This window comes from Sedimenticola thiotaurini, assembly GCF_001007875.1.
GTDB lineage: Bacteria > Pseudomonadota > Gammaproteobacteria > Chromatiales > Chromatiaceae > Sedimenticola > Sedimenticola thiotaurini.
In genome coordinates, this window is record NZ_CP011412.1 from 2,677,190 (window position 1) to 2,693,230 (window position 16,041).

Consider the following 16,041-nt stretch of genomic DNA (forward strand, 5'->3'; position numbering starts at 1 on the left):
GGTGCTGCGAGTCATGACCGGCGGTCATACCCACTCCCGGGATGCCCCCTTACAAGAAAGTGATGCCCACCTGGAACAGCCGCTCCACTTCCGGAATCTGCCGTTTATCCACCAGAAACAGAATGACATGGTCTTCCGATTCGATCACTGTGTCGTGGTGCGCGATCAGCACTGAGTCACCCCGTACCACCGCACCAATATTGGTCCCCTTCGGCAGCTTGATATCCTCGATCGCCCGGCCCACCACCTTGGAGGAGCTGGGATCACCGTGGGCTACCGCCTCGATCGCTTCCGCCGCGCCACGGCGCAGCGAATGCACCATCACCACATCGCCCCGCCGCACATGGGTCAGCAGACTGCCGATGGTGGCCTGCTGGGGCGAGATGGCGATATCGATCGGCCCGCTCTGCACCATGTCCACGTAAGCGGCCCGGTTGATCAGCGCCATCACCTTGCGCGCACCCAGCCGCTTGGCCAGCATGGCGGAGAGGATATTGGCCTCATCATCGTTAGTGACGGCACAGAACATATCGGTGCCTTCGATGTTCTCCTCCATGAGCAGATCTTCATCCGCCACATCGCCGTGCAGCACGATGGTTTTGGTCAACTCCTCCGCCACCTTCTGCGCCTGGCGACGATCCCGTTCGATCAGCTTGACCTGGTAGTCCCGTTCCAGGGCATGGGCGAGCCGGGTACCGATATTGCCGCCACCGGCGAAGATCAACCGCTTGAACGGCTTGTCCAGCCGCCGCAGTTCACTCATCACCGCCCGGATATTCTCCTTGGCGGCAATGAAGAAGACCTCGTCATCGGCCTCGATAATGGTGTCCCCCTCCGGCTGGATGGCCCGTCCCTGGCGGTAGATGGCGGCCACCCGCGCCTCGATGTTGGGCATGTGTTCGTAGAGAGTACGGAGCTCATTACCCACCAACGGCCCGCCATAGTAGGCGCGTACCGCCACCAGGCGTACCCGGCCACCGGCAAAATCCAGCACCTGCAGGGCACCGGGGTTTTCAATCAGACGCATGATGTAGCCGGTCACCAGCTGCTCCGGACTGATCAACACATCGATCGGCATCGCTTCGGGGGAGAAGAGCTGGGGATACTTGGTGAAGCCGAGGGCCCGTACCCGGGCTATCTTGGTGGGGGTGTGGAACAGGCTGTAGGCCACCTGGCAGGCGACCATGTTGGTCTCGTCGCTGTTGGTGACCGCCAGGATCAGGTCGGCATCCTCGGCGCCCGCCCGCATCAACACCTCCGGATGCGCCGCATGTCCCTGAACAGTACCCAGATCGAGCCGGTCCTGCAGCTCCCGGAGCAGATCCGCGTCCTGATCGACCACCGTGATATCGTTCGCCTCGGACGCCAGGTTATTGGCAACTGAGGCCCCAACCTGCCCGGCGCCTAGGATGATTATTTTCATTGTGTCTGTCTGCCACTTTCCGGATTTGGTTGATCCGTGGCCCCATCGGGTCTCACGGTCAGTCGGTACAGAGCGGCGAGCTTATTACCGTTTGTCCTTTACATCAATGCCCAGTGCCTTCAGTTTCCGATACAGGTGGGTTCGCTCCATACCGGATTCCTGGGCGATCTGGGTCATATTGCCGGCGTGTTTCTCCAACTGATACTCCAGGTAGGCCTTTTCGAATGCCTCCCGGGCCTGCCGCAGGGGCTGATCAAACGAGACCGGAAAGCGGGCACCGCTCTCCAGCGCCAGACCGACGCTGCCCAGCGCCGCCTCCACCTCGTCCTGGGTGATCTCATCACCGGCGCCCAGGATCAACAGGCGCTGCACCAGGTTTTTCAGCTCGCGGATGTTGCCGTGCCAGCTGTGATTGCGCAGGAAGTTCTGCGCCCCCACGTCAAACCGCCGATAGGGCAGTTTTTCATGGGCCACGTAACTGTCCACGTAATAGGCCAGCAACTCCGGCACATCCTCCCGGTGTTCACGCAGCGGCGGAATATGCAGGGGCACCACATTAAGATGGTAGAACAGATCCTCACGGAAATTGCCGGCCTGCACCTCATCCTGCAGGTTTTTCTGGGTGGCGGCGATAATGCGCACGTCGATCTGAACCGGCTCAGAGCCCCCCACCCGCAGGAAGGCACCCCCATCCAGCGCCCCCAACAGCTGGCCCTGGGCCTCGATATCCATGTCCGCCACCTCGTCCAGAAACAGGGTGCCGCCACGCGCCTGCTCCAGGGCGCCGTAGTGGATATGTCCCTCCTGTTCGCTGCCGAACAGCTCCAGAGCGGAGTTGCCCCGGGCAATGGATGAGACTCCGACATCGATAAACGGCCGGTCCCGGCGCACGCTCTGGGAGTGCAGATACCGGGCGAACGTCTCGCGGCCGGAACCGGGCTCGCCGGTGATCAGCACCCAGGTGTCGTGCTGGGCGATACGTTTGACCTGTTCCCGCAGGCGCTGCATCACCGCGCTCCGGCCGGTCGGTTCCACCACATGCTGGGTGTGGCGACGCAGGCCGATATTCTCCTGCTGCAGCTTCTCCACCTCCAGGGCCCGCTCCACGGTCAGCAGCAGCTTGGCCAGCGACAGCGGCTTCTCCAGGAAATCGTAGGCCCCCAGGCGGGTCGCCTCCACCGCGGTCTCCACCGTGCCATGACCCGACATCATGATCACCGGACAGGGCAGCCCCTCCCCTTCGGACCACTCCTTGAGCAGTGAGATACCGTCCAGATCCGGCATCCAGATATCCAGCAGCACCAGGTCGGGCCGCCGGTCACGCAGTGCCTTGCGGGCACTGGCACCATCTTCCGCCATGTCGACCGTGTACTCCTCGTCCTCCAGGATCTCCTTCACCAGGGTGCGGATGTCCGGCTCGTCATCCACCACCAGGATATGCGCTGCACTCATTGGCTACCGCTCCTCTTGTTCAGTTGCTCGGGCCGGTCGATACAGTCGACAGACGGGTCGGCACCGATTGCCGGTAGTCGCAGGATCAGGCTGGCACCCCCCTCGGCCCGGTTATCAGCCCGGATGCTGCCGCCGTGCTCTTCGGCAATCTTCTTCACCACCGCCAGACCCAGCCCGGTCCCCCGGGTCTTGGTGGTGACATAGGGTTCAAACAGATGGGGCAGGATCTCCGGATCGAAACCGGGTCCGTTGTCCTTCACCTCCAGTTGCACCACGCTGCAGTCATTTTCCACCAGCAACGCCGTACTGATGTCGATTTTCGGGTTCTCCACCGGGCTGACCGCCTCCTGGGCATTCTTTATGAGGTTGTGTACCACCTGGCGCAGACGTACCGGATCGGCCTCGACCCGGCCTCCGTCCGCCTCCAGCCGGACCTGCAGACCGGTCACCAGACCGGCACTGCGGTAGAGATCCAGCACTTCGCTCACCAGGGCGTCCAGATCCACCGGCTGCGGATCGATCCGGGATGGCCGCGCATAATCGGAAAAGGCGTTCACCATCTCTTTCATCGCCTCCACCTGGGAGACGATGGTATGGGTGGCGCGATCCAGCACATCGGCATCCTTTCCCTCCATCTTCTTCAGGTACTTGTGGCGCAACCGCTCGGCGGACAACTGAATCGGGGTGAGAGGGTTCTTGATCTCATGGGCGAGACGGCGCGCCACCTCGCCCCAGGCGGCATCGCGCTGGGCCCTGAGCAGATTGGTGATATCGTCAAACACCAGCCCGTAGCCCATCGACTCATCATCCGGCTGGGCCAGCGGGGTACCCCGACAGAGCAGCACCTGGCGCCCGTCACCGCCAATCAGGGTGATCTGGCCGCGCCAGTCGCGCCGTTCCTGCTCCACCGGCTCGCGCACCGCCTCGACAAACTGCCGCAACCGTGACGAGATCTGGGCCAGCGCGTCCACATCCTGCCCCAGCATCCGGGACAGATCCACTTTCAGGATCTCCCCCGCCGCCTGGTTGGCGGTGCGCAGATGACCACTGGCATCCAGCGAGATCACCCCGGAGGAGAGTCGTCCGAGTACCGTCTCCAGATAGGTGCGCTGTGCCTCCACCTGGCGCTGGGTACGCACGGTTTCATCACGGGCATGGGCGATGCGCCGGGACATGGAGTTGAAGGAGTCAACCAGAAAGCCGAGTTCATCCCTGGCCTTGGGCAGGGGCAGCTGCAGACCGTAGTTGCCTTCCGCCACCTCCCGGGTCCCCTCCGCAATACCGGCCACCGGCTTGACCAGCCGCCGGGCGGTAAAGAAGGCGGCCCAGATGGCCGCCAGCAGGCTGAACAGCAGCACCATCGCCAGGGAGAGGGTAAAGGTGCTTTTCAGACTCTTGCGCAGGAAGGCCAGCTCCTTGTAGCGGCTGTAGCTGTCCTCCACCTTGGTGGTCAGATCGGCGATGGAGCGGGATACCGGAAACCGGGCCAGCAACAGGCGACTGCGAATCCGGTCCGCCACCACGGCACGCACTTCCAGCTGGCCCTCCACCTTCGGGTTCGGCTCCACCCCCACATAATCCTCACCGGAGCGAACCTGTTGCAGCAGGGCCATATCGGGCCGGCTGGTGATCAGGATACTGGGATCGGCATTGACGCTGACAATCACCTTGCCACCGGCGTCCATCAACACCAGCTCACTGGCGCCGAACTGCTCACGCAGATCCTCCAGGCTCAGGCTCAGGCCCGCCACTGATGAGCCGGACAGCTCCCCCAGCAGCAGCTGGGCCACCTTCAGCCGCTCCAGCTTGTGCAGATCGAGGGAGGCCCGCCCCAGGCTGAGGGCATCTTCCATGGATTGATCGATATGCACATCGAACCAGCTGTCGATCCCCTTGAGGAGAAACTGCTGGGAGTAGTAGTAGACCACCGCCACCGGTGCCAGGGAGAGGGCCACGAACACCACCACCAGTCTTAACGCCAACCGGGAACCGGCCGCCTGGCGACGATAGCGGGCCACCATCTGGACGATGTTGAAGCTGACCACGATCACCATGGCGAACAGGCCCAGCACACTGGTGACCAGCAGGGGGATAAACAGGCGGCTCAGCTCTTCGGTGTTCTGCAGGGCACCGCTCATGAAGTGCAGCGATACCAGCACCAGTACCAGCAGGGCGATCACCGGCAGCGCACCGCCGCCCAGTCTCTTCAGGGTTGCAGACGCCATAGGCTCCACTCACTGGACAGGTTCCAGGCCGGACTCAGGTACGCCAGCGGCCGCAGGGGCAGGGGCAGCGCCTCGATATCCAGGCTCGATTTGAGCGAGAGTCTGTAGGTCTCCCCCTGCTGCAGTTTTTTTGCTTCGATCAGTTGCACGTCACGAATCCGCCCCAGGGCGGTGAAAGCCGCCTTGCGGGTGGCAAAATATTGTTGCGTGCCGTTCGCGATGTCGGTCACCTGATAGAGTCCGTGCAGCGCCTGGTGCAGTATGCGGTAGCGCAACCGGACATCCAGCAGGTCCGCCTCCCAGATCCAGGCTCCCTCACGGCGCAGCTGGGTATGCACCTCCAGGGTCAGCGGCACCCCGCTGTCCAACGCCTCCAGCGCCTGGTCACTGAACTGGTAGTGGATGTCCGCGTCCATCAGGTAGACGCCCTCCACTTTGCGCGTTTTCAGCCCCTCCACCGAGAAGCCGGCCGCCTGGGATGACCCGGCGGAGACGAGCAGGAACAGCAGCAGTGAGAGCCACAGACCCCGGCGGGCGCCCTGTTTCCAATGTCTGTTTATGGCTTGAAAACCGCTCATGGCTGGCCCGTTTTCTCCAGGCAGGCGTAATAGAAGCCATCCATGGTCGCTTCACCAGGCAGCGTCTGCCGCCCCACCTTGCGGGTCCGGCCCCAGTCCGCCTCCAGCGCCCGCTCCCGGGCATCCGGCGCCTGGGCCAGAAACCGCCCCACCTGGCCTTCGTTCTCATCGGACAACAGGGAACAGGTGGCGTAGAGCAGCCGCCCGCCCGGTTTCAGCAGCGGCCAGACAGCCCGCAGGATCTGCCCCTGGGTCTTCACCAGGGCGGGAATATCCGCCGCCCGACGCAACAGTTTGATATCCGGGTGACGGCGTATTACGCCAGTGGCCGAACAGGGTACATCCAGCAGGATACGGTCATACTGCCGCTCTGCCCAGGCCCCCTGGGGTTTGGCCGAGTCCCCCTGCACCACCGTCGCTGTCACCCCCAGCCGGTCCAGATTCTGCTGTACCCGTTTGAGCCGCCGCCGATCCAGATCCATGGCGGTCAGCTCCACCGCAGCCGACTCCAGAATGTGTCCCGACTTGCCGCCCGGTGCCGCACAGGCATCCAGTACCTGCTGGCCATCCCGCAGGTCCAGCAGACCGGCGGCCAGTTGTGCTCCGCCATCCTGCACCGACACCAGACCTTCGGCAAAACCGGGCAGCGCCTCCGCATCCACCGGTTGCTCCAGCTGCAACCCCGCAGAAACATGGGGAATGGGACTGGCCGCCATGCCGGCCGCTGTCAGTTGTGCCAGATACTGTTCACGGCTGGTGCGGGCCAGGTTGACCCGAAGACTCATGGGGGGGTGGCTGTTGGCCGCCTGCAGTATGGACTCCCAGTCCCGGGGCCAGTCATTGCGCAGCCGCTTCAACAACCAACCGGGCACCGCATAGCGCCCCTGGGGGTCGGCGTCAGCCCGTGCCAGCAAGGCGTCCCGCTCCCGCTGAAAACGGCGCAGCAGGGCATTGATCAACCCCACTGCCCAGTTTTTTCCCAGCAGCCGGGCCGCCTCCACCGTCTCGGCCACCGCCGCGTGGGGTGCCACCCGCATATAGATGAGTTGATAGAGGCCCAGCAGGATTAACGCCTGGACTTCGCCCTCTTTCGGTTTGATCGGCTTGCTCAGCAGTTCGCCGGCGATCTTTTCCAGTCGGGGACGCCAGCGGGCAACGCCGAAACAGAACTCCTTCACCAGCCCCCGGTCCCGCGGGGCAACCTCATTCAGTCCCCGCTCCAGCAGATCAGAGATTGAGCGGCCGGCGGCCAGTTGGCGCAACAGTTGCGCCGCCACCACCCGCGGGTTGCCAGGTTGTGTGCTCCCGGCACTCATGCAGCCACTTCCGACCCGCTAACCAAGCACCACCCCTTGGGGATCATGGGCGTTGAGGAAGTCTGCGGCACTCATGGCCCGTTTACCCGGCAGTTGCAGGGAGCGGATACGCAACAGTCCGTCGCCGGTGGCCACGTCTATACCCTCCCGGTTGCAGGCGACCACGGTGCCGGGCGCTGCATCGGCAGTTCCGTCAAGCGGTGTACTCTCCCAGATCCGCAGCACCTTCCCCTCCATCAGGGTCTGGGCCACGGGCCAGGGGTTGAAAGCGCGCACCTGGCGATCCAGGGCCCGGGCATCCCGACTCCAATCCATCACCGACTCCGCCTTCTCCAGCTTGCTGGCGTAGTTGGCCTGCGCATCCTGCTGGGGCTGCGCCTTCAGGGAGCCATCCACAATACCCGGCAAGGCCGCCATCAGCGCTTCCGCCCCCAGTTCCGACAGTCGGTCGTGCAGGGCGCCACCGGTCTCGTCCGGACCGATATCGACCTCCCGCTTGAGCAGCATGGGTCCGGTATCCAGTCCCGCCTCCATCTGCATGATGGTGATGCCGGTCCGCTCATCACCGGCCAGTACCGCCCGCTGGATCGGCGCGGCACCACGCCAGCGGGGCAACAGAGAGGCGTGAATATTGATACAGCCCAGGCGGGGGGCGTCCAGCACCCGTTGCGGCAGAATCAGCCCGTAGGCCACCACCACCATCAGGTCCGCCTGCAGCGCTTCCAGCGCCTCCAGGTCGGCCGATTCCCGGAAGTTGCGGGGCTGGTAAACCGGTATCCGGTGCTCCAGCGCCAACTGCTTAACCGGGCTGGCGGTCAGCTTGCGGCCGCGACCGGCCGGCCGGTCCGGCTGGGTGTAGACTGCTACCACCTGGTGTTGGGAATGGATCAGCTCGCGTAACGGCGGGACCGAAAACTCCGGGGTTCCGGCAAAAATAATCTTTAACTGCTTGTTCATTTTAAATTGTTCTCGCGGCCACCCAGGCCATCGGGAGAGGGCTCAAACGTTCCGGTTTGACTCAAAGTGCCTGACTGACGCTTTCCTGCTGCGCCTGTCGCTCCTCTTTTTCCAGCTTCTTGCGGATGCGCTGACGCTTCAGGGCGGAGAGGTTGTCGATGAACAGCTTGCCCTCCAGGTGATCCAGCTCATGCTGAATACAGACCGCCAGCAGCTCATCGGCTTCAAATTCGATCGTCTCACCATCCAGGTTCTGCGCCCGCACCTTAATATGGGTCGCCCTGATCACCGGTTCATAGATGCCGGGCACCGACAGGCACCCCTCATCCATCTTGTGCTCGCCGTGCTTTTCCAGGATCTCCGGGTTGACCAGACAGAGGGGGTCGTCACGCTCCTCAGAGATATCTATCACCACCAGGCGACGCGGGTCGTTCACCTGGGTCGACGCCAACCCGATGCCCGGTGCCTGATACATGGTCTCCAGCATATCGGCGGCCAATTTACGCAAATCATCGTCAAAAGATTTCACAACCTGTGCTTTATTGCGCAATCTTGGGTCTGGAAAATGAAGTATGTTCAGAATTGCCATTGGGTTTTCCGTCAATCTATAGTACAAAGCTAAAATAATTCGCTAACAATATGATGATACAGGATTCTGACCCGGCCATCGGGCCGTATTTAGTAGTCACTTGGATCAAACAGCCAACGCAAAGGGATCGCCATGTTTACGTCTAGCAACAAGCTCGCCTACCTGGTATTCGGCCTGCTCATCTCGTGGGGTGCGCTGGCGGCCGATACAGTCGCCGTCAACCCCAACCACCCCGACCGATACGTGGTGGTCAAGGGAGACACCCTGTGGGATATCTCGGGTCGCTTCCTACGTGACCCCTGGCGGTGGCCGGACGTCTGGTATGTCAACCCCCAGATCGCCAATCCGCACCTGATCTACCCGGGCGATATTATCACAATGACCTACGTAAACGGTCAGCCACGTCTCAGTCTGCAGCGTGGCTCCACGGTGAAACTGTCACCCCAGGTGCGCTCCACCCCCCTGGAAGGGGCTATCCCGGCCATCCCGATTGACGCCATCCACCAGTTCCTCACCCGCCCCTACGTCATGGAACAGGCGGATATGGAGAGCGCCCCCTACGTGGTGGCGTTTGCGGATGAGCATATACTCGGCAGCGATAACATCAAGGCCTATGTCCGCAGTATCGATAATACTGACAACAAAATATTTGACGTAGTTCGACCGGGGGATGCCTATAAGGACGCTGATACCGGCGAGATCCTCGGCTACGAGGCGCTCTACATCAGCAGCAGTGAACTGCTGCAGCCCGGCGATCCGGCAACCCTGATGCTGCAGGGCATGGAGCTGGAAACAGTCAAAGGCGACCGCCTGCTGCCGGTGTCAGATGACACGCCGCTGAACACCTTCTACCCGGCCGCCCCCAAGCAGGAAGTCAGCGGTAGTATCATCTCGGTACTCAATGGCGTCACCCAGATCGGCCAGTACAATGTGGTGGTCCTGGACCGCGGCGCCAGTGATGGCCTGGAAGCCGGTAATGTGCTGACTATCGATCACCGGGGCGAGACCATCCGGGACGTTGTCTCCAAAACCCGGGGCGATACCGTCACCCTGCCCGACGAGCCAGCCGGCTTGCTGATGGTGTTCCGCACCTTCGATCGGGTGAGCTTCGCGCTGGTGATGCAGGCGTCCCGCGCCATCCACGTGCTTGACCGGGTACACAATCCATAATTGTCGACGGAGGCGTGTCTCGACCCGATGTCCACACAGGAGAAGAGTGAAGATCCCACTCAACAGGCCAGGGAAGGTGCCTGCGAACATTCGGCTGACCAACTCCGTTACTGGCTCGCGCTACTGCATACCCCCGGGCTCGGCAGCCGCGGTATTAACCGGCTGCTGGGCGTTACCGGGGGTAACCCGCAGCCCCTGTTCAGCACTCAGCACCCGGCTCACAAAGGGCTCAAACAAGCGTCCATCGACTGGCTGCGGGACCCGGACTGGGACCGGGTGGAGCAGGACCTGCGCTGGCAGGAAGGCGGGAACAGAGCCATCCTGACACTGGCGGATGGCCGCTACCCGACACTACTGAAAGAGCTTGAGGACCCACCTCCCCTGCTGTTCGTCCAGGGGGATCCGGCCATCCTCGACATGCCCCAGCTGGCCATAGTGGGCTCCAGAAACCCCACCCCCAGCGGCCGACAAACCGCACAGGAGTTCGCCCGCTTCCTGTCCCAGGCGGGACTGGTGATCACCAGTGGCCTGGCTGCCGGTATCGACGGCGCCGCACACCGGGGGGCTCTGCAAGGCAGCACTCCCACCCTGGCGGTTACCGGTACCGGCCTCGACCGGGTCTATCCCGCCAGGCATCGGGATCTGGCCCACCAGATCGCCGAGCAGGGGGCTCTGGTCTCCGAACTCCCTCCGGGGACGCCCCCGTTACCGGCTAACTTCCCCCGCCGTAACCGTATCATCAGTGGCCTCAGCGTCGGCACCCTGGTGGTGGAGGCCGCCCGTCAGAGCGGTTCACTGATCACCGCCCGGCTGGCCACGGAACAGGGACGGGAGGTGTTTGCCATTCCCGGCTCCATCCACAACCCCCTGGCCCGGGGCTGCCACGCCCTGATTCGCCAGGGCGCCAAGCTGGTGGAGACCGCGGATGATATCCTGGAGGAGCTGGCACCCCTGCTGGGCGCCCAGCTGGAGCGAACCGAACCTGTCTCAACCGTCAAGGCAGAGCCGGAAGCACGCTTATGGGATCAGGAGTACCAGCAATTGATGGCCGCACTCGATTTCGATCCCACCCCGGTGGACCTGTTGATTGAACGGAGTGGATTGACCGCAGACGCGGTTTCCTCCATGCTTCTTCTACTAGAGCTGGAAGGTTTTGTCTCAGCTGCGCCCGGCGGACGTTATTGTCGAACCGGAAAGATGGGCACTGAACCACCATAGTTTGCAGTTTTTTCCGGTAATTACCGGCATTTATTGGCATTGCCAGGAGCCTGTCTGGCCTGACCGATCGTTAAGTTTCAGCAACGTCAAGTCCCCACAGGCTCCCACATGAAGGACGCAGCATGAATGAAAATGTAGTCGATATCCTGATCTACCTCTATGAGAATTACATGGACAGCGATCAGGATTCCATCTCCGACCAGGGCCAGATCCACGATGAACTGGTTGAGGCAGGATTTCCGGAACAGGAGGTCAACAAGGCCTTTCAGTGGATGGATGAGCTGGCCGAACGGCAGTCACCGGAGAATTTCCACCATCAGCCGCAAGGGGCGATGCGCGTCTACACCCCTGAGGAGCAGCGCCGTATCGATACCGATTCGCGGGGACTGCTGATGTTCCTGGAGCAGAACGGCATCCTGGACGCCACCGGTCGGGAACTGGTGATCGACCGGTCGATCGCCCTGGGCACCCATACCATCGGGGTCGATGAGATCAAGTGGGTGGTGCTGATGGTACTGATCAACCAGCCGGGACAGGAGAGCGCTTTTGCGCAGATGGAAGAGTTGGTGTACAACGATATTCCTGCCTATCTGCACTAAACTGTAGCGGGGCCCGCTGCCCCCGTTAGCCTTAATTTAAGAATAATTTTGTGCCAGCCGATACGCTTGCGGACAGATTGTCCTCTGTCTGCACTGCATAATTTAGCTGACAACATTACAGGGATAACCGAACCGATCCGATGAAGCTGGTAATTGTAGAATCACCCGCCAAGTGTAAAACCATCAAGAAATACCTGGGACCGGAGTATGAAGTTCTGGCCTCTTACGGCCACGTGCGCGACCTGGTACCCAAAGAGGGCGCAGTGGACCCCAACAACGATTTCAGCATGAAGTACCAGGTCATTGAGCGGAATGACCGGCATGTGCAGGCCATCGCCAAGGCGCTGAAGAAATCGGACACCCTGTTACTGGCCACTGACCCGGATCGCGAAGGCGAGGCGATCTCCTGGCACCTCTATGAACTGCTGAAGAAGCGCAAGCTGCTGAAGGACAAGGAGGTGCAGCGGGTGGTGTTCAACGAGATCACCCAGAAGGCGCTGCAGGAGGCGGTGGCGAAACCGCGCGATCTGTCCATGGATCTGGTCAATGCGCAGCAGGCGCGCCGCGCCCTGGACTATCTGGTGGGTTTCAACCTGTCACCGCTGCTGTGGAAAAAGATCCGCCGTGGACTATCCGCAGGACGCGTGCAGAGTCCGGCTCTGCGCATGATTGTGGAACGGGAGGAGGAGATTGAAGCCTTCGTCGCCCGGGAGTACTGGACTATTGAAGCGGACCTGGTCAAACAGGAGCAGCCATTCAGCGCCAAGCTGACCCATTACCGGGGCAACAAGCTGGAACAGTTTGATATCAACAACGGCGACGCGGCAGCGGCAGCCGAACAGCAACTGCTGACGGCAGCGGGTGGCACGCTGACGGTCGAAAAGGTCCAGAAAAAACAGCGCAAGCGCAATCCCGCGGCTCCCTTCACCACCTCCACCCTGCAACAGGAGGCGGCCCGCAAACTGGGTTTCACCGCTCAACGGACCATGCGCACCGCCCAACAACTGTATGAGGGAATAGATACCGGCAGCGGCGCTACCGGTCTGATCACCTATATGCGTACCGATTCGGTCAACCTGTCGGATGATGCCATCGCGGAGTTGCGCGAATTCATCACCAAGCAGTATGGCGCTGATCAACTGCCCAAGCAGCCGCGCAGCTTCAAGACCAAGTCAAAGAACGCCCAGGAGGCCCATGAGGCGATCCGAACCACGTCGATCCAGCGCACTCCCGAGTCGTTACGTGCCCACCTGACCAAGGACCAGTACCGACTCTACGAATTGATCTGGAAACGGACCGTGGCCTGCCAGATGATCCACGCCACCATTGATACCGTGGCGGCCGATCTCTCCTGCGGAGAAGGCAATACCTTCCGCGCCAACGGCTCCACCGTGGCCAGCCCCGGCTTCATGGCGGTCTACATGGAGGGGGTGGATGACGCCAAGAAGGGGGACAACGACGAGAAGCTGTTACCCCCGCTGCAGGAGGGCGAACAGATCACCCTGAACAAGATCCGCCCGGAACAGCACTTCACCGAACCGCCACCCCGCTACAGCGAGGCGAGCCTGGTCAAGGCGCTGGAGGAACACGGCATCGGCCGTCCCTCCACCTACGCATCGATCATCTCCACCCTGCAGGATCGGGAATACGTGCAGCTGGAGAAGAAGCGTTTCCACCCCACCGACGTGGGCCGGGTGGTGAACAAGTTCCTGACCCAGTACTTCACCCGCTACGTGGATTACGACTTTACCGCACGGCTGGAGGACGAATTGGACGCCGTGTCCCGTGGCGAACAGGAGTGGGTGCCCCTGTTGCGCCAGTTCTGGGCCCCCTTTAAAGAGCGTATCGATCACACCCAGGAGAACGTCAAGCGCAGCGACGTGACCCATGAGGCCCTGGATGAGGCCTGCCCCTCCTGCGGCAAACCGCTGTCGATCCGCCTGGGACGTCATGGCCGATTCATCGGCTGTACCAACTACCCCGAATGCGACTACACCCGGGATCTGAATGGCGACAAGAAGGAGCAGGAAGAGCCCACCATAGTTGAAGGCAGAAAGTGTCCTGAGTGCCAATCCGACCTGGTGATCAAGCGGGGCAAATACGGCAAGTTCATCGGTTGCAGCAATTATCCTAACTGCCGCCATATCGAGCCGCTGGAAAAGCCTGAGGATACCGGGGTCACCTGCCCGAAATGCAACAAGGGCACGCTGATGAAGCGCAAATCCCGGCGCGGCAAGGTATTCTACTCCTGCTCAACCTACCCGGATTGCGACTACGCCACCTGGAATGAGCCGATTGCAGAACCCTGCCCCAGTTGCGGCTGGCCGATTCTGACTATCAAAACCACCAAACGGAAGGGCACCGAGAAGGTCTGTCCGCAGAAGGATTGCTCCTATTCGGAACCGGTTGAGGAGTCCTGACCGGGTTCCGTTCGACAGCACGCATCAACCCTCATCGGGAGCCGCATCCATGATAAAGTCATGCACCCGGTTCTTGCCGCTGCGCTTGGCCCGGTAGTGGGCCCTGTCCGCCGCCGCCAATGCCTCCTCAACCGAGCTGGTTCCGGCACCGATCGGGGTCACACCGATACTGGCCGTCACCTGACAGACCCCAACTTCGGTAGGCAGCTGTAACCCCCTGACTGCCTGCGCGATCCGCTCCGCCATCTGGCGGGCGGTTTCGGCACTGCAGTTCTCCAGCAGGATAACAAACTCATCACCACCAATGCGGGCCACCGTATCCCGACCCCGCACCTGTGAAACCAGTAACCGGGCTATACGTCGTAACACCTGGTCGCCCACCAGATGACCAAACCGGTCGTTGATCTGCTTGAAATCGTCCAGGTCGATAAACATCAGGGCATGTACCTGAAACCGGCCATCGCGCCTGGCGCTTTCCAGGGCGCGCGTCAGACGCTGCTGAAAGGTGACCCGGTTGAACAGGCTGGTCAGACCATCATGCTGCGCCAGGCGTTCATACCGGGCGCACACCCCATGCTCGGAATAGGCTGATGCCACCACCAGGCCGGTAAAGGAGGCTACCCAGATCAACGCCACATCCAGACTGTACAGGCCCACCATGTGGGTCGCGTACAGATCCGGTGGCACATAGCAGCGGGTCAGCATGGAGGCCAGCGTGGCACCAAATGCCAATAACGTGGCCCCCTGGCGACCGCAGAAAGTGGCGGCAAAGACAATCAATGGCACCAGGGCGAACAGCAGCAGGGTCGGCTCTCCGGCCGACATCTGCATCACGCTCAGCATGCTGGTCAGGGCCACCCCGGCCAGCAGGGACAGTACAAACAGTCGACAACCGGGGGTTACAGGCCGCTCCCCGGAAGTCGCCTGGGTGAGCAGCAACCCGGCTATTATCAGGCAACCCAGGCTGTTACCCAGCCACCAGAGCAACCAGATATCAACCAGACCTATGGTGTGCGGGACATCGCTGTAACTGAGCCCCAGGGTGCCCAGGGTGGCGGAGAATAGCGGCCCCATCACTACCGCGACGGTGATGAACAGCATCACATCACGAATCTGGTTCAGCTTTGGGTTGAAATTCAGGGCACGCAGTAACATAACCGGCAGCAGCGCTTCAAACAGCGCTCCCAGAACCGCCCCGGCGGCCGCAGGCAGCGGAAGTTGCAGGTGTATTACCAGCAGTGACATACCCACCAGCGGACCGATCATCCAGCGGTATCCGCCGAACAGCACCACGAAAAACGTCACCCCGGAAGGTATCCAGATGGTCGTGAAGCCGACGGGTTGATGGGTACAGTGCAGTGAGGCCAGTCCCAACAGGTAATAGAACAGACCGAACAGCAGCGGTATGCTGTGCGGAAAGAGCCCCCGGCCGCGGACCAGGGTAAACAGATTACGCCACACCGGGCTTAAGGAATACTGCGCATCCAATTCCATAGATCTAGTGTCCCTTGGCCTGTTCGATTAACCGCGGAGAGGGGTTACCCAGGGCGGCCTCGCGATCAGGCAGACCATAGCCAGCGCTATTCGAGCATGATCTTGATGAACTCACACTCCCCACCCGACCCACTGGGGCAGGCGTTTAGCAGCCGTTCAAGCTTGGCGCGCTGGCGGTTTAGGATCTCAAATTGTTGTAAAACCAACTCGTGCTGTTGGCGGATGCTCTCTTGAATGACACTGCACTCAAACTCGCTGTTTTCCGAATAGCAAAGCTTGAGCAGCTCCGCCACACTGCGCAGAGGAAAACCGAGATCCCGGCAATTTTTGATGAACTGTACCCGTTCAACTATCTTGTGAGAGTAGAGACGGTAGCCGGATTTATTGCGTGGCGGGCCCTCTATCAACCCCTTCTGCTCATAAAAACGTATCGCCGAGACACCGATACCCGCTTTACGAGCCAACTGCCCAATAGTCAATGTGTCATCCATAGATTACCTTTCATCACTTTAAGATATTTAAAGTGAATGCACGTCTGACTTTAAGGCCTAAACCCACTGTAGGGTCAACCAAATTTGTCAATCAAACCGATACATCTTC

General features: G+C 61.2%; 13 protein-coding genes. 4 read left to right on the forward strand and 9 right to left on the reverse strand.

The genetic code is table 11. The features are described 5' to 3' along the window. Positions 1 to 49: 49 nt before the first annotated feature. The 7 genes from trkA to def form a co-directional block, all read right to left on the reverse strand. Positions 50 to 1,423: a Trk system potassium transporter TrkA gene (gene trkA, locus AAY24_RS12310; protein WP_046859932.1), complete on the reverse strand. Its 1,374-nt coding sequence runs from the start codon at positions 1,421 to 1,423 to the stop codon at positions 50 to 52. A gap of 84 nt (positions 1,424 to 1,507) precedes the next feature. After that, entirely contained in the window at positions 1,508 to 2,875 is a 1,368-nt protein-coding gene (locus AAY24_RS12315) for a sigma-54-dependent transcriptional regulator (RefSeq protein ID WP_046859933.1), read from the reverse strand. Then, a complete protein-coding gene (locus tag AAY24_RS12320; protein ID WP_046859934.1) occupies positions 2,872 to 5,100 on the reverse strand; it encodes a sensor histidine kinase in 2,229 nt (742 codons plus the stop codon). The genes AAY24_RS12315 and AAY24_RS12320 overlap by 4 nt, the downstream gene beginning before the upstream one ends. Beyond that, positions 5,082 to 5,678, reverse strand: coding sequence for a DUF4390 domain-containing protein (locus AAY24_RS12325; RefSeq protein WP_046859935.1), 597 nt, complete (start codon positions 5,676 to 5,678; stop codon positions 5,082 to 5,084). Before AAY24_RS12325 ends, AAY24_RS12320 begins: the two co-directional genes overlap by 19 nt. Next, positions 5,675 to 6,994 carry a 16S rRNA (cytosine(967)-C(5))-methyltransferase RsmB gene (gene rsmB, locus AAY24_RS12330; protein ID WP_046859936.1) on the reverse strand — a complete coding sequence of 440 codons (1,320 nt, stop codon included), beginning with the start codon at positions 6,992 to 6,994 and terminating at the stop codon, positions 5,675 to 5,677. The genes AAY24_RS12325 and rsmB overlap by 4 nt, the downstream gene beginning before the upstream one ends. Before the next feature lie 18 nt (positions 6,995 to 7,012). Continuing rightward, positions 7,013 to 7,951, reverse strand: a complete 939-nt coding sequence (fmt, locus tag AAY24_RS12335) for a methionyl-tRNA formyltransferase (protein WP_046859937.1) — start codon at positions 7,949 to 7,951, stop codon at positions 7,013 to 7,015. 61 nt (positions 7,952 to 8,012) lie between these two features. Next, positions 8,013 to 8,540: a peptide deformylase gene (gene def / locus AAY24_RS12340; protein ID WP_046859938.1), complete on the reverse strand. Its 528-nt coding sequence runs from the start codon at positions 8,538 to 8,540 to the stop codon at positions 8,013 to 8,015. Positions 8,541 to 8,672: 132 nt separating this feature from the next. Here def and AAY24_RS12345 point away from each other — a divergent pair, with 132 nt between their 5' ends. The 4 genes from AAY24_RS12345 to topA all read left to right on the forward strand — a co-directional run bounded on the left by AAY24_RS12345 (position 8,673) and on the right by topA (position 13,947). Next, positions 8,673 to 9,710: a LysM peptidoglycan-binding domain-containing protein gene (locus tag AAY24_RS12345; RefSeq protein ID WP_046859939.1), complete on the forward strand. Its 1,038-nt coding sequence runs from the start codon at positions 8,673 to 8,675 to the stop codon at positions 9,708 to 9,710. 27 nt (positions 9,711 to 9,737) lie between these two features. Beyond that, positions 9,738 to 10,928 (forward strand): DNA-processing protein DprA, encoded by a 1,191-nt coding sequence (gene dprA, locus AAY24_RS12350; RefSeq protein WP_082117133.1) that lies wholly within the window; start codon positions 9,738 to 9,740, stop codon positions 10,926 to 10,928. Between the two features lie 122 nt (positions 10,929 to 11,050). Next, positions 11,051 to 11,527, forward strand: coding sequence for a Smg family protein (locus tag AAY24_RS12355; protein ID WP_046859940.1), 477 nt, complete (start codon positions 11,051 to 11,053; stop codon positions 11,525 to 11,527). A 140-nt stretch (positions 11,528 to 11,667) separates the two neighbouring features. Then, positions 11,668 to 13,947: a type I DNA topoisomerase gene (topA, locus tag AAY24_RS12360; RefSeq protein WP_046859941.1), complete on the forward strand. Its 2,280-nt coding sequence runs from the start codon at positions 11,668 to 11,670 to the stop codon at positions 13,945 to 13,947. A 24-nt stretch (positions 13,948 to 13,971) separates the two neighbouring features. Here the strand turns inward: topA and AAY24_RS12365 are convergent, their stop codons facing one another. Both AAY24_RS12365 and AAY24_RS12370 read right to left on the reverse strand, forming a co-directional pair. Next, the gene (locus tag AAY24_RS12365) at positions 13,972 to 15,441 is read right to left on the reverse strand and encodes a sensor domain-containing diguanylate cyclase (protein WP_046859942.1); all 1,470 of its coding nucleotides are present in this window, start codon (positions 15,439 to 15,441) and stop codon (positions 13,972 to 13,974) included. Positions 15,442 to 15,527: 86 nt separating this feature from the next. Then, on the reverse strand, positions 15,528 to 15,932 hold the full coding sequence (locus tag AAY24_RS12370; protein ID WP_046859943.1) for a MerR family transcriptional regulator: 405 nt from the start codon (positions 15,930 to 15,932) through the stop codon (positions 15,528 to 15,530). Positions 15,933 to 16,041: the final 109 nt, after the last annotated feature.